At 65.9% G+C, this 19,746-nt stretch carries 19 protein-coding genes and 1 pseudogene; 8 read left to right on the top strand and 12 right to left on the bottom strand.

Translation table 11 applies throughout. The features are described 5' to 3' along the window. Positions 1 to 2 precede the first annotated feature (2 nt). The gene (locus K9U37_RS05895; protein WP_243070911.1) at positions 3 to 755 is read right to left on the bottom strand and encodes a hypothetical protein; all 753 of its coding nucleotides are present in this window, start codon (positions 753 to 755) and stop codon (positions 3 to 5) included. Positions 756 to 830: 75 nt separating this feature from the next. Further along, positions 831 to 1,448: a carbonic anhydrase gene (locus K9U37_RS05890; RefSeq protein ID WP_243070910.1), complete on the bottom strand. Its 618-nt coding sequence runs from the start codon at positions 1,446 to 1,448 to the stop codon at positions 831 to 833. Positions 1,449 to 1,485: 37 nt separating this feature from the next. Between K9U37_RS05890 and K9U37_RS05885 the strand changes: the two genes are divergently transcribed. After that, entirely contained in the window at positions 1,486 to 2,361 is an 876-nt protein-coding gene (locus K9U37_RS05885) for an iron-sulfur binding domain-containing protein (RefSeq protein WP_243073243.1), read from the top strand. Between the two features lie 3 nt (positions 2,362 to 2,364). Here K9U37_RS05885 and K9U37_RS05880 read toward each other — a convergent pair whose 3' ends face one another. Further along, positions 2,365 to 3,327 carry a helix-turn-helix domain-containing protein gene (locus tag K9U37_RS05880; RefSeq protein ID WP_243070909.1) on the bottom strand — a complete coding sequence of 321 codons (963 nt, stop codon included), beginning with the start codon at positions 3,325 to 3,327 and terminating at the stop codon, positions 2,365 to 2,367. A gap of 71 nt (positions 3,328 to 3,398) precedes the next feature. Here K9U37_RS05880 and K9U37_RS05875 point away from each other — a divergent pair, with 71 nt between their 5' ends. After that, on the top strand, positions 3,399 to 3,671 hold the full coding sequence (locus K9U37_RS05875) for a hypothetical protein (RefSeq protein ID WP_243070908.1): 273 nt from the start codon (positions 3,399 to 3,401) through the stop codon (positions 3,669 to 3,671). Here the strand turns inward: K9U37_RS05875 and K9U37_RS05870 are convergent. Continuing rightward, entirely contained in the window at positions 3,642 to 4,418 is a 777-nt protein-coding gene (locus tag K9U37_RS05870) for an alpha/beta fold hydrolase (RefSeq protein WP_308197338.1), read from the bottom strand. The two genes, K9U37_RS05875 and K9U37_RS05870, sit on opposite strands and share 30 nt — an antisense overlap. 54 nt (positions 4,419 to 4,472) lie before the next feature. On the opposite strand from K9U37_RS05870, the gene mhuD reads away from it, so the two are divergent. Together mhuD and K9U37_RS05860 are read left to right on the top strand one after the other, a co-directional pair. After that, complete coding sequence (mhuD, locus tag K9U37_RS05865) at positions 4,473 to 4,790, top strand: mycobilin-forming heme oxygenase MhuD (RefSeq protein ID WP_243070907.1); 318 nt, start codon at positions 4,473 to 4,475, stop codon at positions 4,788 to 4,790. After that, entirely contained in the window at positions 4,765 to 6,129 is a 1,365-nt protein-coding gene (locus K9U37_RS05860; RefSeq protein ID WP_372489399.1) for a serine hydrolase, read from the top strand. Before mhuD ends, K9U37_RS05860 begins: the two co-directional genes overlap by 26 nt. 97 nt (positions 6,130 to 6,226) lie before the next feature. Here K9U37_RS05860 and clpC1 read toward each other — a convergent pair whose 3' ends face one another. From clpC1 to lysS, 3 genes are all read right to left on the bottom strand, one after another. Further along, positions 6,227 to 8,755: an ATP-dependent protease ATP-binding subunit ClpC gene (clpC1, locus tag K9U37_RS05855; RefSeq protein WP_243070905.1), complete on the bottom strand. Its 2,529-nt coding sequence runs from the start codon at positions 8,753 to 8,755 to the stop codon at positions 6,227 to 6,229. A gap of 234 nt (positions 8,756 to 8,989) precedes the next feature. Then, entirely contained in the window at positions 8,990 to 9,331 is a 342-nt protein-coding gene (gene lsr2 / locus K9U37_RS05850) for a histone-like nucleoid-structuring protein Lsr2 (RefSeq protein WP_243070904.1), read from the bottom strand. Positions 9,332 to 9,446: 115 nt separating this feature from the next. Continuing rightward, a complete protein-coding gene (lysS, locus tag K9U37_RS05845) occupies positions 9,447 to 10,970 on the bottom strand; it encodes a lysine--tRNA ligase (protein WP_243070903.1) in 1,524 nt (507 codons plus the stop codon). A 50-nt stretch (positions 10,971 to 11,020) separates the two neighbouring features. Between lysS and K9U37_RS05840 the strand changes: the two genes are divergently transcribed. Further along, positions 11,021 to 11,257, top strand: coding sequence for a hypothetical protein (locus K9U37_RS05840; RefSeq protein WP_372489398.1), 237 nt, complete (start codon positions 11,021 to 11,023; stop codon positions 11,255 to 11,257). A gap of 7 nt (positions 11,258 to 11,264) precedes the next feature. Here K9U37_RS05840 and K9U37_RS05835 read toward each other — a convergent pair whose 3' ends face one another. Next, the gene (locus K9U37_RS05835; RefSeq protein WP_243070902.1) at positions 11,265 to 12,218 is read right to left on the bottom strand and encodes a transposase family protein; all 954 of its coding nucleotides are present in this window, start codon (positions 12,216 to 12,218) and stop codon (positions 11,265 to 11,267) included. Between the two features lie 39 nt (positions 12,219 to 12,257). Next, complete coding sequence (locus K9U37_RS05830; protein ID WP_252393939.1) at positions 12,258 to 12,686, bottom strand: hypothetical protein; 429 nt, start codon at positions 12,684 to 12,686, stop codon at positions 12,258 to 12,260. 14 nt (positions 12,687 to 12,700) lie between these two features. On the opposite strand from K9U37_RS05830, the gene rfbC reads away from it, so the two are divergent. Further along, on the top strand, positions 12,701 to 13,255 hold the full coding sequence (gene rfbC, locus K9U37_RS05825) for a dTDP-4-dehydrorhamnose 3,5-epimerase (RefSeq protein WP_243070900.1): 555 nt from the start codon (positions 12,701 to 12,703) through the stop codon (positions 13,253 to 13,255). Between the two features lie 338 nt (positions 13,256 to 13,593). On the opposite strand, the gene K9U37_RS05820 is transcribed toward rfbC, so the two are convergent. From K9U37_RS05820 to K9U37_RS05810, 3 genes are all read right to left on the bottom strand, one after another. After that, entirely contained in the window at positions 13,594 to 14,835 is a 1,242-nt protein-coding gene (locus K9U37_RS05820) for an IS110 family RNA-guided transposase (RefSeq protein WP_243070569.1), read from the bottom strand. Positions 14,836 to 15,209: 374 nt separating this feature from the next. Next, complete coding sequence (locus K9U37_RS05815) at positions 15,210 to 16,451, bottom strand: IS110 family RNA-guided transposase (protein WP_243070899.1); 1,242 nt, start codon at positions 16,449 to 16,451, stop codon at positions 15,210 to 15,212. A 158-nt stretch (positions 16,452 to 16,609) separates the two neighbouring features. Further along, positions 16,610 to 17,008, bottom strand: a complete 399-nt coding sequence (locus K9U37_RS05810) for a putative collagen-binding domain-containing protein (RefSeq protein WP_243070898.1) — start codon at positions 17,006 to 17,008, stop codon at positions 16,610 to 16,612. A 213-nt stretch (positions 17,009 to 17,221) separates the two neighbouring features. Here K9U37_RS05810 and K9U37_RS05805 point away from each other — a divergent pair. Together K9U37_RS05805 and K9U37_RS05800 are read left to right on the top strand one after the other, a co-directional pair. Continuing rightward, positions 17,222 to 18,463: pseudogene (locus tag K9U37_RS05805) on the top strand (ISAzo13 family transposase); the annotation flags it as partial. A 293-nt stretch (positions 18,464 to 18,756) separates the two neighbouring features. Further along, positions 18,757 to 19,668: a TIGR03621 family F420-dependent LLM class oxidoreductase gene (locus tag K9U37_RS05800; RefSeq protein WP_252394290.1), complete on the top strand. Its 912-nt coding sequence runs from the start codon at positions 18,757 to 18,759 to the stop codon at positions 19,666 to 19,668. Positions 19,669 to 19,746: the final 78 nt, after the last annotated feature.

The raw sequence follows: 19,746 nt of genomic DNA, 5'->3' as shown, positions 1-19,746 counted from the left end.
ACTTAGTTGCCTGGTCCGGGCGGAGGTCCGTGCGGAGCCTGCTGGTCGGCCGGCGGTGCGGCACCCGGCGGCGGGGCATCCGCCAGGATGAACGGCACCGACGCCGAGCGCAGATTGCCCAGCTGGACCACGAGGTTATAGGTACCGGGACCGATCGGCTGGCGTGGCAGGGGGCACTGCGGAGCCGAACCCATCCCGGTCCAGGTCACCTCGGTGGTGACCTGCTCACCCGGGTTGAAGGTCTTGACCAGCGTCTCGTTGGACGGCGCGCAGTCCAGGTTCGACCACAGCCGCTTGTTGTCCAGCGAGTAGACGTAGGCGGCCAGCACTGCGGCGCCGACATCGCGCTTGCAGGCCACCAGGCCGATGTTGGTGACGACCATCGTGAACTTGGGCTGATCACCGATCACGTACTGCGGCGCGTTCGTGATGCCCTTGACCGCCAAGGTGGAATCCGGGCAGTCGTCGCCCTCCTTGAGGATGGGAGGCGGCGCGACGGCTTCGGTGGGTGTCGGGGTCGGGGCGGGCGCAGCGGACGCCGGCGGCGGCGCGACGACGGGCGTCTTGTTCTCCGGCTGCGGATTCTGCGACGCCGAGGTCTTGACGGTGGTCTTGGTGTCCGAGCCTCCGGTGAACACCGCGAAGGCCACTCCGACGATGATGGCGAGAATCAGCACCACGATGCCGATCGCCAGTCCCCGGCGTCGCCAGTAGATTTGCGAGGGCAGAGGTCCACGCGGTTCCAGATCCAGCACGTCCTCACGGTAAGCCCAGGTCACCGCGAGTTGTCCGACCCCGCCCGGCGTGTCGCCTTGTTCGCCGGCGACTGATCACTCTCCGATGTCGCCGATGTGCTTCCGAAGGACGACTTTTCCGTCGGCCAAGTGGTAGGTCAGACCGACGATGGCAACGCTGCCCGCGTTGATCTTGTCGGCGATCGCAGACGAGCGCGCCATCAGCTGTGCTGCGGTTTCGGTGACGTGGCGGGCCTCGAATTCATCGATGCGCGTGAGCCCGTCGCGGCGGCCCAGCAGGATCGACGGGGTGACCCGCTCGACCACGTCCCGCACGAATCCGGGCGGCACCTGCCCGTCGTCGAGGGCGGACAGTGTGGCTTTGACCGCCCCGCAGCTGTCGTGTCCGAGGACGACGACCAACGGCACGCTCAGGACCGTCACCGCGTACTCGATCGAACCGAGCACAGCCGAGTCGATGACGTGGCCCGCAGTGCGGACCACGAACATGTCGCCGAGACCCTGGTCGAAGATGATCTCGGCGGCCACCCGGCTGTCGGCGCAACCGAACACGACCGCGGTGGGCTGTTGCGAATCCGCGAGGCTGGCCCGGTGTTCGATGCTCTGGCTGGGATGCTCGGGCTTACCCGCGACGAAGCGCTCGTTACCCTCTTTGAGTGCCTTCCACGCTGTCACCGGGCCGCTGTTCGGCATGTCCCTCATTCTGCACCGCCGGGGATCCGGTCTCGCGATGAGCATCGTCTCCGACGAACTGGTCAATTGGTGGGGCCGCGCTCGGCGTGACCTTCCGTGGCGGGCGCCGGGGGTCACTGCCTGGCAGATTCTGGTCAGCGAGTTCATGTTGCAGCAGACGCCCGTGGCACGCGTGGCGCCGATCTGGCTGGACTGGGTCGCGCGTTGGCCCACCCCGCCGGCGACGGCGTCCGCCAGTGCCGCCGACGTGCTGCGGGCATGGGGAAAGCTGGGCTACCCGCGGCGCGCGAAGCGACTGCACGAGTGTGCGACGGTGATCGCCACCGAGCACGACGACGTGGTGCCCGACGAGGTCGACGTATTGCTCACCCTGCCCGGTGTCGGCGCCTACACCGCAAGGGCGGTGGCGTGTTTCGCATACCAGAAGCGAGTTCCCGTGGTGGACACGAACGTTCGGCGGGTGGTGGCGCGCGCGGTGCACGGCCTGGCTGGCGCGGCAAGCCCGTCAGCGGTCCGCGACCTCGCCGACGTCGAAGCGCTACTGCCGGCCGACGAGTCGGCGCCGGCGTTCTCCGCGGCGCTGATGGAACTAGGTGCGACGGTTTGCACGGCGCGATCGCCCAAGTGCGGGATCTGCCCGCTGACCTTCTGCGCGTGGCGGGCGGCCGGACATCCGGCCGGATCGGGCCCGGCGCGGCCGGCACAGCGCTACGCGGGCACCGACCGTCAGGTGCGCGGCCGGCTGATGGATGTGCTGCGCGCCAGTTCCGCTCCGGTGCTTCGGGCCCACCTCGATGTGGTGTGGCTGTCCGATCCGGCGCAACGCGATCGGGCGCTGGACTCGTTGCTTGTCGATGGTCTGGTGGAGCAGACGGCCGACGGCCGGTTCGCGCTGGCGGGTGAAGGCGGCTAGCGCCTAGGACGCCGCCCGCGCGAAACGGCGCCGGTAGTCCGACGGGGTGACGCCGACGAGCCGGCGGAAATGGTGCCGTAACAGCGTGGCGTTGCCGAAGCCGACCCGCTCGGCGATGCGGTCGACGTCGAGATCGGTCTCCTCGAGCATCCGCCGCGCATAGTGCACCCGCTGGTCGGTGACCCACTGCATCGGCGTGGTCCCGGTCTCCTCGACGAAACGGCGCGCGAACGTACGCGAGGACATTCCGGCGCGCTTGGCCAGGCTCGCCACCGTGTGCGGTGCACCGAGGTTGGCCAGTATCCAATCCAATTGCGGGGCAAACCCTTCCGAGCACCGAGCCGGGATGGGTTGGTCGATGTACTGGCGCTGGCCACCATCACGCTGAGGCGGAACCACCATGCGGCGGGCGATGATGTTGGTGACCGCGCTGCCCATCTCGCGGCGCACCAGGTGCAGGCTCGCATCGATACCCGCGGCGGTGCCCGCGCTGGTGACCAGGTCCCCGTCGTCGACGAACAGCACGTTGCGGTCGACGATTGCGGTGGGAAAGCGACGCGCGAGTTCGTCGGCGTGCATCCAGTGCGTGGTACATCGGCGCCCATCGAGCAGGCCCGCGGCGCCCGCGATGAACACCCCCGAGCAGACCGTCAACACCGTTGCGCCCGCTGCGTGGGCGGCCCGCAGCGCGTCCAACGCCTCGGCCGGATAGTCCTCCGGCGGCCCCGCGACCGCGGGCAGCGCCACCACATCGGCACCGATCAGGCCGTCGAGCCCGTGGTCGGGCGCCAGCTGCGCACCGACGCTGGTGCGCAGCGCCTTGCCGGCCTCGGGGCCACACACCTTGAAGTCGATCGGAGGCACTCCGTCGCCGGTGCGGTCGATGCCGAACACCTCGCAGATCACCCCGAACTCGAAGACCGTGACACCGTCGAGGACCAGAGCCGAGACGCTGTTCAATGCCATGGCAGCATCTTAACGCATACTGTCACTACTGCCGCTGTTGGCCGGATATTGGCGGGCGAAGACTTACTGCCATGACCGCGCTGATCGCCATCCTGCTCCTGACAGTCGTCCTGCTCGCCCCGGTCGGTGTGGTCGCCGCGATCGCATCGGTCGCACACCGCGACGGCACGCTGCGCCTGCACATCGGCCAGTTCAGAGTCGGCGCCCCGCTGGTCGGCCGGCTCTATGACGACGGCTACGACGCCGACGCCCGCCGCGTCGAACACGATCTCGATGCCGTGCGCACCCGATTCGAGGAGCACCCGGTGTGGCCGTCACCCGGCGTGCTCGGGGAGCGCCGCTAAAAACGACTCGACGGCCTCCCGGTAGCGCTCGGGGGCGTCGTCGTGCACAAGATGCCCGGCACCGGGCACCAGCACATACCTCACCCGCTCCCCCGCGAGCTCCTGCATCCGGCGCATCTGGCCCGGCGGTGCCACCGAGTCGCCCGCTTCGATCAGGAGCACCGGCGCGCGCAGATCGCGCCACTGCTGCCAGTAGTCCCGAGTACCCCATTCCGCGGCGATCTCGATCCAGCGAGCGGGCTGTCCGTGCAACCGCCAGCCCGCCCGCGTCCGGTCGAACGCGTCCAGGAAGTACCGGCCGGCCACCGGCCCGAACTCTGCGAAAACCTGTTCAGCCGAACCGAATTCGATAGGCAGCGCGTGCAGCCACGGCTCCCACGGTCCAGTGGTGCGGCCGACGAAGTCCGGAGCCGTGTCCTCGACCACCAGCGCACTGACCAGTTCGGGACGCTGCGCGGCCAGACACCACGAATGCAGGGCACCCATGGAGTGCCCGATCAGCACGGCCGGAGCGGCCAACCGCGCGACTGCGTCACCGAGGTCGTCGACGAACCGCTCGGTGCTCACGGGGGCCGGATCCTCGACGTCGCGGCCCCGGTGCCAGGGGGCGTCGTAGGTGTAGACCGCGCCGAATGCCGTGAGCCACGGCACCTGCCGCGACCACGTGCTGCCCCGGCCCATCAGTCCGTGGGCCAGTACCAGCGGGCGGCCGGCGCCGCCGCGGTAGGTCAGCGGTTCGGGTGTCACCGTTTCATCTTGCGCGGTCGTCCGGCCCGTTCGGCAGCGCGGTAGCCTTGCGCCATGTCCGTGGTGAAGATCAACGCAATCGAGATTCCGCCGGGCGCCGGGCCCGAACTGGAGAAGCGGTTCGCCAACCGCGCCCACGCCGTCGACAACCAGCCGGGGTTCCTCGGGTTCCAGTTGCTGCGGCCGGTCAAGGGTGAGGACCGCTACTTCGTGGTGACGAAGTGGGAGAGCGAAGAGGCCTTCCAGGCGTGGGCAACCGGCCCCGCCATCCACGCGCACGCCGGTGAACGCGCCAATCCGGTGGCCAAGGGCGCTCACCTGCTCGAGTTCGAGGTTGTGCTGGACGTTGCCGGCTCAGGCTCCGACGCGTAGCGCGCGCCGGGTGCGCCGGAGCGCGGTGGCCCTGGCCACCGTGATCGCCTCGGCCGCCGCCCTGGCGAGCGGCTGCGCACCGGCCCCCGCGCCGCCGGCCAACGCCGGCACGGTCCGTATCGACCTCAACACCCCGCAGGGTGTGCGGGCCAAGCAGGTCATGGACATGCTGAGCTCCGATTGGCCGATCGGTCCCGTCAGCGTCAAGACGCTGGCCGCACCCGACATGGTCGACCCGGTGGCCGCCGCCATGGACTCGCTGTGGTGGGACCGGCCCTACACGCTGGCCGGCGTTGACATCGGCGCGGGCGTGGCCACGCTTCACCTGCTGACCTCATACGGCGCGCGCCAGAACATCGAGTTGCGCACCGGCGACGACACGTTCATCAAGCGCTTCGAGGTGACCACCGAGAAGCCGTCGATCAAGTCGTGGCAGGACGTCGACGCCGCGCTCAGCCAGACCGGTGCCCGCTATTCGTGGCAGGTGTCCAAGGTCGACAACGGCCGCTGCGAGAAGGTTGCCGGCACCAACACCGCCCAATCCTTGCCGCTCGCTTCGATTTTCAAGACCTACGTGCTCTACGCGGTGGAGACCGCCGTGCGGGCGGGCACGTTGCGCTGGGACGACAAGTTGACCATCACCGCAGAGGGCAAGAAGCTGGGCTCCTCCGGCTTCGACAAGCTACCCCCGGGAGCGCAGATCACCGTGCGGCAAGCAGCCGGCAAGATGATCTCGACCAGCGACAACATGGCCACCGACATGCTGATCGGCCGACTGGGGACCCATGCCATCGAAGAGGCGCTGGTCAACGCCGGGCACCACGATCCGGCCAGCATGGTCCCGTTCCCGACCATGCGCGAGATCTTCGCAGTGGGCTGGGGTAACCCGGACGTCCGCGATCAATGGAAGACGGCCACCCCGGCACGCCGCGCAGTGTTGTTGCAGGAAGCCAATTCCCGTCCCTACGACCCCGATCCGCAACGCACGCATGCCCCCGGTTCGGCATACGGAGCGGAGTGGTACGGCAGTGCCGAGGACGTCTGCCGTGTGCACGCCGCCCTGCAGCGGGACGCCGTCGGGCCGGCCGCGCCGATCAAGGACATCATGTCGGAGATCGCCGGCATCGACCTGGACCGATCCGAGTGGCCCTACATCGGCGCCAAGGCCGGCAACCTGCCCGGCGACTACACGTTCAGCTGGTATGCGGTGGACCGCACCGGGCAGTCGTGGGTAGTCAGCTTCCAGCTGAACTGGCCCCGCTACCACAGTCCCAACGCCGGTGGTTGGGTGATGACGATCATCAAGCAGGTGTTCGGGCTGCTGCCCGCCTACCGCTGACCCCGGCGATCAGGATGGCCGCGCCGGGTACGAAACCGCACAGTGGGCGGGTATGCGAAGGCCCCCGGCGCACTGCCGGGGGCCTTCGCGTGAACCACTACTCGCTGGGTGTGCCCGCGCTGGCCAGATCGGGCTCGGCCGTCTCGGTGCGCTTGGGTCCACCGGCGAAGGTGAACTTCGCGTCCTCGCCGGCTCCCTCGCCGTCCCAGTTGTCGACGTCGACCGTCACCAACTGGCCGGGGCCGACCTCCTCGAAGAGGATCTTCTCCGAGAGGGCGTCCTCGATCTCGCGCTGGATGGTCCGGCGCAGCGGCCGGGCACCCAGCACCGGGTCGAAGCCGCGCTTGGCCAACAGCGACTTGGCCTGGTCCGTCAGCTCCATCTCCATGTCCTTGGCCTTGAGCTGCTTGGACACCCGGCCCACCATGAGGTCGACCATCTGGATAATCTCGTCCCGGGTGAGCTGGTGGAAGACGATGATGTCGTCGATGCGGTTGAGGAACTCCGGCCGGAAGTGCTTCTTGAGCTCGTCGTTGACCTTCTGCTTCATCCGCTCGTAGTTGTTCTCACCGCCGCCCTGGGTGAAGCCCAGACCGACCGCCTTGGAGATGTCGGAGGTGCCCAGGTTCGAGGTGAAGATCAGCACGGTGTTCTTGAAGTCGACCGTGCGGCCCTGACCGTCGGTGAGACGGCCGTCCTCGAGGACCTGCAACAGGGTGTTGTAGATCTCCTGGTGTGCCTTCTCGATCTCGTCGAACAGCACGACCGAGAACGGCTTGCGGCGCACCTTCTCGGTGAGCTGGCCGCCCTCCTCGTACCCGACGTATCCGGGCGGGGCACCGAACAACCGCGACGCGGTGAAGCGGTCGTGGAATTCGCCCATGTCGATCTGGATCAGCGCGTCGTCGTCACCGAACAGGAACTCCGCGAGCGCCTTGGACAGCTCGGTCTTACCGACACCGGACGGACCGGCGAAGATGAACGAGCCGGACGGGCGCTTGGGGTCCTTCAGGCCGGCACGGGTACGACGGATCGCCTTGGATACCGCCTTGACGGCGTCCTCCTGGCCGATGATCCGTCTGTGCAGCTCGTCCTCCATGCGCAGCAGCCGAGTGGTCTCCTCCTCGGTCAGCTTGAACACGGGGATACCGGTCCAGTTGCCCAGCACCTCGGCGATCTGCTCGTCGTCGACCTCGGCCACGACATCGAGATCACCTGAGCGCCACTGCTTTTCACGTTCCGCACGCTGGGCGACCAGCTGCTTCTCGCGATCCCGCAGCGAGGCGGCCTTCTCGAAGTCCTGCGCGTCGATCGCGCTCTCCTTCTCCCGGCGCGCGTCGGCGATCTTCTCGTCGAACTCGCGCAGGTCCGGCGGAGCGGTCATCCGGCGGATCCGCATCCGGGCGCCGGCCTCGTCGATCAGGTCGATCGCCTTGTCCGGCAAGAAGCGGTCGTTGATGTAGCGGTCGGCCAGGGTGGCGGCCGCGACCACCGCGGCGTCGGTGATCGAGACCCGGTGGTGGGCCTCGTAGCGGTCACGCAGACCCTTGAGGATCTCGATGGTGTGCGCCACCGACGGCTCGCCGACCTGCACCGGCTGGAAGCGGCGCTCCAACGCGGCGTCCTTCTCGATGTACTTGCGGTACTCGTCGAGCGTGGTCGCGCCGATGGTCTGCAGCTCGCCGCGGGCCAGCTTGGGCTTGAGGATCGAGGCCGCGTCGATCGCGCCTTCGGCGGCACCCGCGCCGACGAGCGTGTGCAGCTCGTCGATGAACAGGATGATGTCGCCGCGGGTGTTGATCTCTTTGAGCACCTTCTTCAGGCGCTCCTCGAAGTCACCGCGGTAGCGGCTGCCCGCCACCAGCGACCCGAGGTCGAGGGTGTAGAGCTGCTTGTCCTTCAGCGTCTCGGGGACCTCGCCGTGCACGATCGCCTGGGCCAGGCCCTCCACGACGGCGGTCTTGCCGACGCCGGGTTCGCCGATCAGCACCGGGTTGTTCTTGGTGCGCCGGCTCAGCACCTGCATGACCCGCTCGATTTCCTTCTCCCGGCCGATGACCGGGTCGAGCTTGCCTTCCATGGCGGCGGCGGTGAGGTTGCGGCCGAACTGGTCGAGGACCAGCGAGGTGGACGGGTTGCCCGACTCGCCGCCGCGGCCGCCGGTACCGGCTTCCGCGGTCTCCTTGCCCTGGTAGCCGCTCAGCAGCTGGATGACTTGCTGGCGCACCCGGGTGAGCTCGGCGCCGAGCTTGACCAGCACCTGCGCCGCAACGCCCTCTCCCTCACGGATCAGGCCGAGCAGAATGTGCTCGGTGCCGATGTAGTTGTGGCCGAGCTGCAACGCCTCACGGAGGCTGAGCTCGAGCACCTTCTTGGCACGGGGGGTGAACGGGATGTGCCCCGACGGCGCCTGCTGACCCTGGCCGATGATCTCCTCGACCTGGCTGCGGACACCCTCTAGGGAGATGCCCAGCGATTCCAGCGACTTGGCGGCTACGCCCTCACCCTCGTGAATAAGTCCCAACAGGATGTGCTCGGTCCCGATGTAGTTGTGGTTGAGCATCCGGGCTTCTTCTTGAGCCAGGACGACGACCCTGCGGGCACGGTCGGTAAATCTCTCGAACATCGGTGGTTACCTGCTCTCCATCACGATTAGGTACGACGGTAGGCACCGCGCACCTGTCGTCCACTCTAGTGGTCGCTTCGGGGAGGCGCTCTCCCTTGCTACCCGTACCGCCCAGGACGGCGGTGGACACAGCAGATCAACGCGGGAGAACACGGATTCGTTTCCGGTTATCAGGGGCCACCCGCTTCGCCGCGAGCGAACGCCGCTGACGAGACGGTGACGACTGGTGGCCACCTAGGTGGCGGCGTGGAATGCGTCGATGATGTCGGCCGGAATACGGCCGCGCGTCGACACCTTGCGACCGTTGCGGCGAGCCCATTCTCGGATTGCGGCGCTCTGTTCGCGGTCGATGGACGCACCGCCCCGTCCGGGAAGGGCGGAACGACCGCGACGACGACCGCCGACACGACGGCCGGCCTCGAGCCACGGCTTGAGTTGGTCGCGCAATTTCTGAGCATTTTTCGACGAAAGGTCAATCTCGTAGCTGACACCATCGAGCGAGAATTCCACCGTTTCGTCGGCGGCGCCTTCGCCGTCGAAATCGTCAACGAGGGTGACGGTAACTTTCTTGGCCATTAGCTCACTGGGTCCTTCTGCCTGTGCACGACAAGCGATTGTCGAACGCCCGCCCCATGTGCACTAATGTGCCACATTGCCGTACGGCATTCAACAAGCCACCTATCGGTGCAGTTCAGTTGCCGTGGCGGCGAACAATCGGGAACAAGACTGTCTCCCGAATTGACAAGCCGGTGAGAACCATCAACAAGCGATCGATCCCCATTCCCGTTCCCGTCGTGGGGGGCATCGCATACTCCATTGCGGCCAGGAAATCCTCGTCGAGTGCCATTGCCTCGTCATCGCCCGCGGCGGCGGCCCTGACCTGTGCCTCGAAGCGTTCCCGCTGGACAACGGGGTCGACGAGCTCCGAGTAACCGGTGGCAAGCTCGATTCCGCGAATATAGAGATCCCATTTCTCGGTGACGCCCGGGATGCTTCGGTGCTGGCGGGTAAGCGGTGTGGTCTCGACCGGAAAATCCTTCACGAACGTCGGAGACCACAATGTGTTGCCGACTGTGTTCTCCCACAGTTCTTCGACGACCTTGCCGTGTCCATACCCGCGATCTCGCGGGATCTCGATGTCAAGTCGGTCGGCAATAGCGAGTAGGTATTCCAAAGACGTGTCCGGAGCGATCTCTTCCCCGAGGGCCTGCGACAGGGACGGATACATTTGAAGCGAGGGCCATTCGCCGTCGAGGTCATAGATTGTGCCATCAGGCAATGGGACTTGACGGGTGCCGATAGCCTCGTCGGCGACCTCTTGAATAAGCTCGCGGGTGATGACGGCGGATTCGTCATAGGTACCCCACGCCTGATATGTCTCGAGCATCGAGAATTCGGGCGAATGGGTGGAATCGGCGCCTTCGTTCCGGAAGTTGCGATTGAGCTCGAAGACTTTTTCCAAACCGCCGACGACGCACCGCTTGAGGAAAAGCTCCGGCGCGATTCGCAGGTACAGGTCGGCGTCGAGCGCATTGGAGTGGGTGACGAACGGCCGGGCCGCCGCGCCACCGGCCAGCGTCTGCAACATCGGCGTCTCGACTTCGAGGAAGCCACGGCGCTCCAGCGCGTTGCGCACGGCGCGAACCACCGCGATTCGCTGCCGCGCGACCGCGCGCGCCTGCGGACGAACGATGAGGTCGACATAGCGCTGCCGGACCCGGGACTCCTCGCTCATCTCCTTATGCGCGACGGGCAGCGGCCGCAGAGCCTTGGCGGCCATCTGCCAGGAGTCGGCCAGCACCGACAGCTCACCGCGACGGGAGCTGATCACCTCACCGTGCACGAACACGATGTCGCCGAGGTCGACGTCGGCCTTCCACTGTTCGAGAGCGTCCTCGCCGACACCGGCGAGGCTGATCATCGCTTGCAGCTGCGTGCCGTCGCCCTCCTGAAGAGTTGCGAAGCACAGCTTGCCCGAGTTGCGGGCGAACACCACCCGACCGGTGACGCCGACGACGTCGCCGGTGCTGGTGTCGGCGGCCAGGTCCGGATAGGCGGCCCGGATCTCGGCCAGCGAATGGGTGCGCGGCACCGCCACCGGATAGGGATCCTTGCCCTCGGCCAGCAGACGCTCCCGCTTGCCCTGCCGGATGCGGAACTGCTCGGGGACCTCAGATCCCTCGCGGTCGGTTTCCGGTGCATCAGCAGAGCTCACGACGTGCCAGCTTAAATGAGCCCACGAAGTCCCTCATAAACGCGGCCGCGGTGGCAGCCCTGGCCGACGACCGGGTGGACTGGCGGGACAAGGGCCTGCCCGCCGGATGGTCGGGCCTGACCCCCGCCCAAATCTGCGCCGGTGCGCCCGACCTGTTCGACGCTGGACCGCTGGGGCCGGTGCGCGTCCTCTCGGCCGCGGCGCTGAGCCACAACCCGTCCACGATGGCCGGCTGGTGTGCCCGGTATGGAGTCGAGCTGGCCCCGCACGGCAAGACAACACAATGAGGTTTTCTCAGTAATTTCCCCCCTGAAGGGTTGACAGGACGATTGCGGCAGCAACAATCTGGCCAAATCTGGTTGGGCACAGTCTGATTCGCCGAAGACGCCGCCGGCGTTCTTTGAGTTCGGCATTGGCGCGTTCCCCGATCGCCCGAATCGCGGTGAGCAGCGTGTTGTAGCTGCGATTGCCAACGGCGAGGTCACGGCCTTTGACCGCGCTGTGCACCCCGATCCCGGCCCCTTGGTAGCCCTTGTCCGTCAGCGTCGGCAGACCGTCGGCGGCGGCCTCGTACAACGCGCCCAAACAGTGCGCGCGGGCAGCGGTGATGTCATGCACGCTGCCCGGTTCGACCTCGCTCGACCACATCGGGAACCCGCCCGGGTCGGCGAGGATCTGCACGTTGCCGCCCTGGGTCTCGTGCTTGCCCGAGTACCACAGGTGATGACCCTCGTCGGTGCGCTCGTTGACCCGGTCGATCTCGATCAGCGTCCCGTCCAGCGTCAGATGCGACCAGCCTTGCCCCTTCGCCCGGTCGAGCACGTCGTGCAGGTCGGGTGCCTGCTCGGCGATCACGTCGATCACCTCGTGCAAATACCGGTAGCAGGTGGAGATCGCCAGCCCGGCCTCGAAGGCCAGCAGTCGGATCGGGGCGTCGTCGCCGAACCAGCGCAGCACCAGCTTGGCCTGCGTGCGGCTGAACAGGGACACCGCCTTGGACGCTGCGGCATAGGCGAACACCGCATGACCGGCCTTCGCCTCGTCTTCGAGCCAGTCCCCTAGCGAATCGGCGTCCTCGTCGGCGACCTGCTGAAGGCGCGCAACGGTTTCGGGTGTCGTGATCCCCATCGCCTCCTCGGCCGCCAAGATGCGTTGCAAGGATTCGTCGGGCTCGGCCTGTCCATGGACGGCGGCAACCAGAAACGTCCCGCCGTATAGGTCGTACTGCCACGCGCTCGCAACGGACATGCCGACTGCCGCGAGCAGCCGCGTCAATGTGGTCAGTGACTAGTACGCGAAATGCCCGTGCCGCAACGCATTCCATTGCCCCTGTTCGGCGATTGTGACGATGGACTGGCGCTGCAGCAGCAAGACGCCGCCCTTACGGGTGGCTTCTGCCCGCCGCGCAAAGGAGCTGCGCTGGTCGGGTTCGTCCATGATGCCGAAGCAGTCGAGCACCACGTCCGCGTCGGATGCGACCTCGGCCTGATCCCGCAACGCCTGCGGCTCCACACCAAGCGACTCCTCGATACCGGTGTCGTCGTCGGCCAACTGCGCCAGGCCACAGGCATGACAAAGCTCAATGGCCAGCCCGTGACGCGCCTCGGCTGCGTGCCCGAGATCTGTCACGAGCGGGAAGTGGTCGGGCGCAGGCACCTTCCCGAAGTCCAGGACCCGGGTGAGCGCGGATTCACCGCATCCTCGGCACTCGTTCATGGCACCATTTCCTCGTGCGTATTGAAAAAACCGACCTTGCGGACGTTCTCGTTCTTATTCCGCAGCCGTCGCGAGACGACCGCGGCCTGTTCACCCGCACCTTCGACGCGGAGATCTTCGACGACTATCTCGGCAGGGAGGGAACTTCTGCTTCGTTCATCCAGGACTCTCAGTCGCGCACGGTGAAGGGAGTTGTCCGCGGCATGCACGGACGGTCTGGTCGTGGCGAAGCGAAACTTGTCCGATGCGCAAACGGCGCCGTGCACGACGTCCTGGTCGATATTCGCAAGGAATCCCCGACCTTCGGTTCTACGCAAACATTTCTCCTCGACGACAGGGACTTTTGCCATCTGTACGTGCCACCTGGTTTTCTGCACGGCTTCCAGGCGCTGACGGCAACGGCGGACGTGTGTTATCGGATCGATCGCCCGCACGACCCCTCCGAGGACTTGGGCGTCGCATACAACGATCCCGATCTGGGTATCACTTGGCCCACCACGGTGACGTTCGTCTCTCAACGGGACGCGACCGCGCCTAGCTGGAGGGCGCTGCTCAAGCATCTGCCTTGACCCACCGCATCGACTCGTCAAGGGAACCTGACGAACGCAGCGCATCCAGATGAGGTAGCCGAGTGAACCTCCTGGTGAAGGTGTGCTCGGTGAGACCTTCGGATACGTACGCCTCGAATAGCTCAGCAGTGGATCGAGTTGAATCGGCTATCGCCGACGCTTAGCATGGCGCCGTCGGTTCCGTGCCCGGTGGGCTCGGTAGCGAGTCCGGAACCGCATCGGCGACGAGCACCCAGTCTCTCTCTCTCACGAAAATTCACGTGACCACAGCTGGTGAGGCGTGCGTGGGTGACTCGCCAGCTGTGGCGGGTGGGGTGATCGAGGTTGGCGCGTTGTTGTTATGCGGTGTTGGTGAGGGGTTGGAGGCTGACTCGGTAGCCGAGGGATTCGAGCTGACTGATCGCGTGTGCCTTGGTTTTGGCTGGGATACGGCGGGTGAAGTAGTCGGCGCCGGGATCACGGTAGAACTCGCCGTTGGTGAGCATGTTCCACACCGCCACGAGGATGGAATGTTCGAGTGCAACAAGTGCTTTCATCGGACCTCGACGGGCGGCGATACGCCGGTATTTGGCTGAGAGGTAGGTTCCCTTCGAGCGGGACGCGGCTAGCGCGGCAGTCCCGAGGGCCCCTTTCAAATACCGGTTTCCGTGCCGGGTTTTGGTCGACTTCACCTTGCCCGCGGACTCGTTGGATCCGGGTGCGGTGCCCGCCCACGACGCCAGATGCCCGGCGGTGGCAAATACGCTCATGTCGGCGCCGGTCTCGGCGAGCAGCACCTCAGCGACGATCCTTGAGACGCCCGGGATGCTCGTCAGCAGTTCCCGGGCCGCCGCTAAAGGTGTCACCGCCACGCCGATCCTGTCATCGAGGTCGGCTAACGCCTGCCCGTACTGGTCGATCAGATTCAGGTGCATCCTGATCAAGTATCCGTGGTGGGGGGTGAACCGGCCGGTCAGCGCCTCGGTGAGGGTCGGGATCTTCGAGCGCATCCGGCGTTGGGCCAGATCTGCCATCGCCGCCGGCCCCGACTGGCCCGCGATGAGGGCCTCCAGCATCGCCCTGCCCGAGACTCCCATGATGTCGGTGGCGACCGAGGACAGTTTGATGCCGGCGTCCTCGAGGACTTTCTCGATGCGCTGCACCTGCCGTGCGCGGTCGCGGGTCAGGGTGGTGCGGGCGCGGGTGAGATCGCGTAGTTCCCGGATTGGTTGGGGCGGCACCAGCGATCCGCGTAGCAACCCGTGCGCACCCAAATCGGCCAGCCAGGCAGCATCGGAGACATCGGTCTTGCGGCCCGGCATGTTGCGGGCGTCGTGGGCGTTGACCAGCATCACCGTCAGGGTGTCTTCGAGGAGGTAGAAGTACGGCTTCCAATAATCGCCCGTCGCTTCCATCACCACACAGTTGACCCTTTGGTCGAGCAGGTGCTCACGCAACGCCAGGATCTGACCCGACATCGCACCCCACGTCGTCACCGTGGCCGATGTCGGTGTGCTCCCAGAGCCTTGGACCCGGACGCAGACTTTGGCGTCCCTCTTTGAGATATCTATTCCCGCGCACCGCGGATGTATCACTTCCATCGCCGATCACCTCAGCATTCCCATTGCAGTTTCATTGCAGGCGTGTGGGTTACGGGGAGGGCGGGGGTAAAACAGAAATCTCTCACTCGTGCTCGAAGGCAACACTCCACGGTCCCCGCGGATGACGATCATGCCCTCCACCACCATGCTGACACGCAGGCTCACCGGCACCACAGGCTGATCGGGGTTGGCCGCAACACACACCTGGAAAGCCTGCACCCTTCACGCGGTATCACGCCAGAGTCGGCGTCGACCATCGGCACAGGTGAGGTCGCCACCATTTTCCGTCCCCACGGAGGGGCCAGCGCAGCGCCCCTGAATTGCTGACACGAAAATTGGGTGACCACAACGGGTGACCCTGCTTGTTTGGCGGGTTATGCAGACTGGGTGAGTGGTTCCAGTGTGACTCGGTAGCCGAGGGATTCGAGTTGGTTGATTGCCCGGGATTTGGTTCGGGCGGGCTGGTGGGCGGTGTAGTAGTTCGCGCCGGGGTCGCGGTAGAAGTCGCCGTTGGTGAGCATGTTGTGGGCGGCGGTGATCATGGCGTGTTCGATGGCGACGATGGCGCGCATCGGGCCGCGTCGGGTGGCGATGCGCTTGTATTTGGCGGACAAGTAGGTGTTCTTGGAGCGGGCTGCGGACAGCGCGGCGATTCCGAGGACGCCCTTGAGGTAGCGGTTGCCGGGCCGGGTTTTGGTGGATTTGACCCGTCCGGCGGACTCGTTGGAACCGGGCGAGACTCCCGCCCAGGATGCCAGATGCCCGGCGGTGGGGAACACGCTCATGTCGCCGCCGGTTTCGGCGATGAACACTTCAGCGACGATCCGGGAGAATCCCGGGATGCTCATCAGCAGGTCCCGGGCCGGGAGAAAAGGTTCCATCGCCGCCTCGATGCGCTCATCGAGTCGACCGATGTCGGCGGTGTGGGCGTCGATGCGGTCCAGAAACAGTCGCGCCATGAACGCGTGGTGGTCGTTGAAGCGTCCGGTCAGCGCTTCGGTCAAGGCCGGGATCTTCGAGCGCAGCCGGCGCCGGGCCAGATCGGCCAGGGCAGCGGGGTCACGCTGGCCCGCGATCAGCGCTTCGAGCATCGCCCGGCCCGAGACGCCGGTGATGTCGGTGGCCACCGAGGACAGTTTGATGCCGGCGTCTTCGAGCAGTTTCTCCAGTCGCTGCACCTCGCGGGTGCGTTCGCGGGTGATCACGGTGCGGGCGCGGGTCAGATCGCGCAACGCCCGGATCGGCGCCGGAGGCACGAACGACGCCTTCACCAGCCCGTGGGCGCCCAGATCGGCCAGCCACGCGGCATCGGAGACGTCGGTTTTGCGGCCGGGTAGGCCTCGCACCGAGGCGGCGTTGACCAGCACCACGTCGAGTTCGTCGTCGAGCAGGTAGTAGAACGGTTTCCAATAGTCGCTGGTGGACTCGATCACTACGCAGCTGACCTTGGCTGCCACCAGGTGCTCACGTAGCGCCAGGATCTGGCTGGTCGTCGCGCCCCAGGTCGTCACCGTCGCTGCGGTGGCCCGCCGGCCTTGGCCTTGCACCCGGATGCAGACCTTGGCATCCTTCTTCGAGCAGTCGATCCCCGCGCACCGCGGGTGCGTCACATCCATCACCCATCACCTCAATCTGATGTACCGTAATTCGTTGTTGTGGAGGGTGTTTCGGGGAGGGCGGGAGTGAAACAGGAATCTGACACTCGTGCTCGACGGCAACATTCCACGGTTCCCGTGGACAAGATGTGCCCTCCACCCCAAGCTAGCCTGCGGGCTCACATGGCAACATAGAGCGACCGGGGTCGACCGAAACACTCCATCAGCATCAACCCGGGCCACCGCTGAGACAACCCCGTACCCGACCGGCGGACGAGCAGCAAATTTTCGCCCACCACGGCGGGGCGCAGCCCCTCAGAAGCTAGCCTAGCCGTCGGCGCGGTGTACGTCGCAAGCCCGGTCGGCACGATGCCCAAGTCGGTAGCCGTCCCGGTGCGCGGGTCGAACCGTGACAGTTTCGCAGTCCTCCCGGCGAGCCTCGACAGGTCGGCGTCAAAGGCTCCGCCGTCGGGGCTATAGACCATCGCATAGGAGCCGTCGGAGGCGCTGATCGCTTGCGGCCGTGACGAACCGGTGCCGATCGGGGAGGTGATGATGTTCTGGTCCGGAGCCCCCATCCACCAAGGGTGCGACGTCACTAGCGCCACGAGGTGCCGCATCTGCCTCGTGTTGGGTAAATCCGGCAATTCCAGCTCGCGACTTCATCGCTTGTCCTGGTCGGTTGGATCGAGCGACTGCGGCGCTCACCCTCGGGCACCGGGCATGCGGTCACTAAGGAATCGCGCAGTAATTGATTAGGTTTTTCCGTTTGGTTTGTCGACACTTGTGGTATGACGCTGCCTGCTGTGGACTCCGATCCGGTCGCCGCCCGTTTGTTGTTGATCCGCCCGCATCTGGATGAGCGGGCGTGGCGGTTGTTGCTCGGCGCGGAGGCCAAGGTGCTGGGTCGGGGCGGGATCAAGCTGGTCGCGGCGGCCGCTGCGGTGCATCCGGATACCGTGGCGGCCGGTGTGCGTGAGTTGGATTCCGGCGAACCGATTCCGGGGCGGGTGCGCCGGCCGGGTGCGGGGCGCCCGCCGATGGCGGTGACCGACCCCGATCTGGTCGCCGCGCTCGACGCACTGGTGGATCCGGTCACCCGTGGTGATCCGGAGTCGCCGTTGCGGTGGACGACCAAATCGACGGCGAAGCTGGCCGCCGAGCTGACCGCCAGGGGACATCGGGTGTCCGCACGGACGGTGGCCAAGCTGCTCAAACAGGCTGGTTACAGCCTGCAGGCGAACTCGAAAACCCTGGAAGGCACCCATCATCGGGATCGGGATGGGCAGTTCGGCTATCTCAACACCCACGTCGAAGGATTCCAGGCCGACGGGGACCCGGTGATCAGCGTGGACACCAAGAAGAAAGAACTCGTCGGCAACTACACAGCTGCCGGCCGCGAATGGGAGCCCGCCGGGTCACCCCGGCAGGTGCAGGTGCACGACTTCGCCGACAAGGCCCTGGGCAAGGTGGCCCCCTACGGGGTCTACGACATCGCCGCCAACACCGGCTGGGTCAACGTCGGCACCGACGCCGACACCGGCGCGTTCGCGGTGGAATCGATCCGCCGCTGGTGGACCACGATGGGCGCCATCAGCTATCCCGGCTCGGACAAGCTGCTGATCACCGCCGACTCCGGCGGCTCCAACGGATCCCGGCTGCGGCTGTGGAAAACCGAACTCGCCGCCTTCGCCACCGAGGCCGGACTCGACATCACGGTCTGCCACCTGCCGCCCGGCACCTCCAAATGGAACAAGATCGAACACCGGCTGTTCTCCGCGATCAGCCGCAACTGGCGCGGACGCCCCCTGGAGTCCCACGAGGTAGTCATCGAAACTCTCAGGGCGACAACCACATCCACCGGGCTGACCGTGAACGCGGTGCTTGACACCACCACCTACGAGCGCGGCATCAAGATCACCGACAAGCAGATCGCCGCCCTCGAAGCCACCCGGCTGAACCGTCACGAATTCCACGGCGACTGGAACTACACGCTCACAGCCGACCACACCGCGACACGCCCAACAGAACCCACCTAATTACTCCGCGCTCCCTAAGTTCACCGACATCCGGGAGATAAGGGCAAGACCGCGGCGACGGCGGTTTCAGCGGTCAGCGTCGTCCGTCGATCGCGACCATCACGGCGCCCAACCGCGACGACGCGACGGTGCGATGCGCTCGACGGGCCGGATCGTTTGATCGGCAGTAGACTTCGGTAGCAGCCGACCGCGTCTGGATGAGCGCGTCTGGATGAGTGCGTGACGTAGCTTCGTCAACGAAGGACTATTGCGTGCGGACTAATGATCAGCTCGGGTTCATCGCGCCGATGCCACGGTTATCGAATGACGGTGCAAGTTGGGTGTCGGAGCTTCGTCGACTAGAGAATCTCGGATTCGACACGGTCGCCGTTTCACACCACGTGACCAAGGGATGGCAGCTGGGCCCCATCGCAGCGATGGCGTTTGCCGCGGCCAGTACAACACGCTTACGAGTTCTGTCACTGGTCGTGCAAAACGCGTTCCAGCACCCCGCATTGCTTGCCAAGGATATTGCGACGATCGATCGGCTCTCTGAGGGCCGTGTCGAACTCGGCATCGGCGCCGGCTGGCTGGTCGATGATTACGTCGCGGTGGGGATGAACATCGAGCCGGGACGCGTTAGGGTGGCCCGGCTGGCAGAGGCTCTTGACGTGATCCACAACTATTTCACGACGGATCAGGTCGATTACGCAGGTAGCTACTATCGCGTCAACGGCATGGAAGCATTGCCCCGGTGCGTTCAGCAGCCGAATCCGCCGATACTGGTCGGCGCTGGTAGTCCGCGAATGCTGGAGCTCGCGGGCCGTCGTGCCGACATCGTCGGTTTGCAAGCGCGAATGGTCAGTGGACGCATCGACCGGGAAGCAGTCGCTGATCTGGCCACTCCATCCATAGAAGCCAAGATCGAACGTGTACGGGCCGCTGCCAAAGAGGCTGGAAAGTCAACTCCGCGCATCCAATTCAGCTGCTACCACCTACACGTGACAGATGCGGACAGACCGCCGCGCCATCGGTCATCTTGGGCGGAAGCCGTTCAGGCGCAAATGGACGTGTTGGAAGGATCACCCGCCGTTCTCGTAGGCACGGCGGCGGAGTGCGCGAAGAAGATCCTCGAGTGGCGTGAACGATTTGGGATCAGCTATTGGCACCTCGGGCCGGATGTCGATGCCGCTAGTCGAATTGTCGAACACGCCCGCTAGAGCCGGTCACAGTCGGCCATCGTCGTCCAAAGCTCTACTCGCCGGTGACCATGATTCGCGTTATGCACATCCGAGCAG

The sequence above is a fragment of the Candidatus Mycolicibacterium alkanivorans genome (assembly GCF_022760805.1).
In the GTDB taxonomy this organism is placed as follows: Bacteria; Actinomycetota; Actinomycetes; order Mycobacteriales; family Mycobacteriaceae; genus Mycobacterium; species Mycobacterium alkanivorans.
This window is presented reverse-complemented; position numbering and strand designations above follow the sequence as displayed.

Coding starts and splice junctions, on each gene's coding strand:
- K9U37_RS05830 (WP_252393939.1), bottom strand. CDS start 12,686: ATGAACGAGTGCCGAGGATGCGGTGAATCCGCGCTCACCCGGGTCCTG.
- lsr2 (WP_243070904.1), bottom strand. CDS start 9,331: ATGGCCAAGAAAGTTACCGTCACCCTCGTTGACGATTTCGACGGCGAA.
- K9U37_RS05815 (WP_243070899.1), bottom strand. CDS start 16,451: ATGGATGTGACGCACCCGCGGTGCGCGGGGATCGACTGCTCGAAGAAG.
- mhuD (WP_243070907.1), top strand. CDS start 4,473: ATGTCCGTGGTGAAGATCAACGCAATCGAGATTCCGCCGGGCGCCGGG.
- K9U37_RS05800 (WP_252394290.1), top strand. CDS start 18,757: ATGCCACGGTTATCGAATGACGGTGCAAGTTGGGTGTCGGAGCTTCGT.
- K9U37_RS05820 (WP_243070569.1), bottom strand. CDS start 14,835: ATGGAAGTGATACATCCGCGGTGCGCGGGAATAGATATCTCAAAGAGG.
- K9U37_RS05880 (WP_243070909.1), bottom strand. CDS start 3,327: ATGGCATTGAACAGCGTCTCGGCTCTGGTCCTCGACGGTGTCACGGTC.
- K9U37_RS05810 (WP_243070898.1), bottom strand. CDS start 17,008: ATGGGGGCTCCGGACCAGAACATCATCACCTCCCCGATCGGCACCGGT.
- K9U37_RS05885 (WP_243073243.1), top strand. CDS start 1,486: ATGAGCATCGTCTCCGACGAACTGGTCAATTGGTGGGGCCGCGCTCGG.
- clpC1 (WP_243070905.1), bottom strand. CDS start 8,755: ATGTTCGAGAGATTTACCGACCGTGCCCGCAGGGTCGTCGTCCTGGCT.
- K9U37_RS05875 (WP_243070908.1), top strand. CDS start 3,399: ATGACCGCGCTGATCGCCATCCTGCTCCTGACAGTCGTCCTGCTCGCC.
- K9U37_RS05890 (WP_243070910.1), bottom strand. CDS start 1,448: ATGCCGAACAGCGGCCCGGTGACAGCGTGGAAGGCACTCAAAGAGGGT.
- K9U37_RS05835 (WP_243070902.1), bottom strand. CDS start 12,218: ATGTCCGTTGCGAGCGCGTGGCAGTACGACCTATACGGCGGGACGTTT.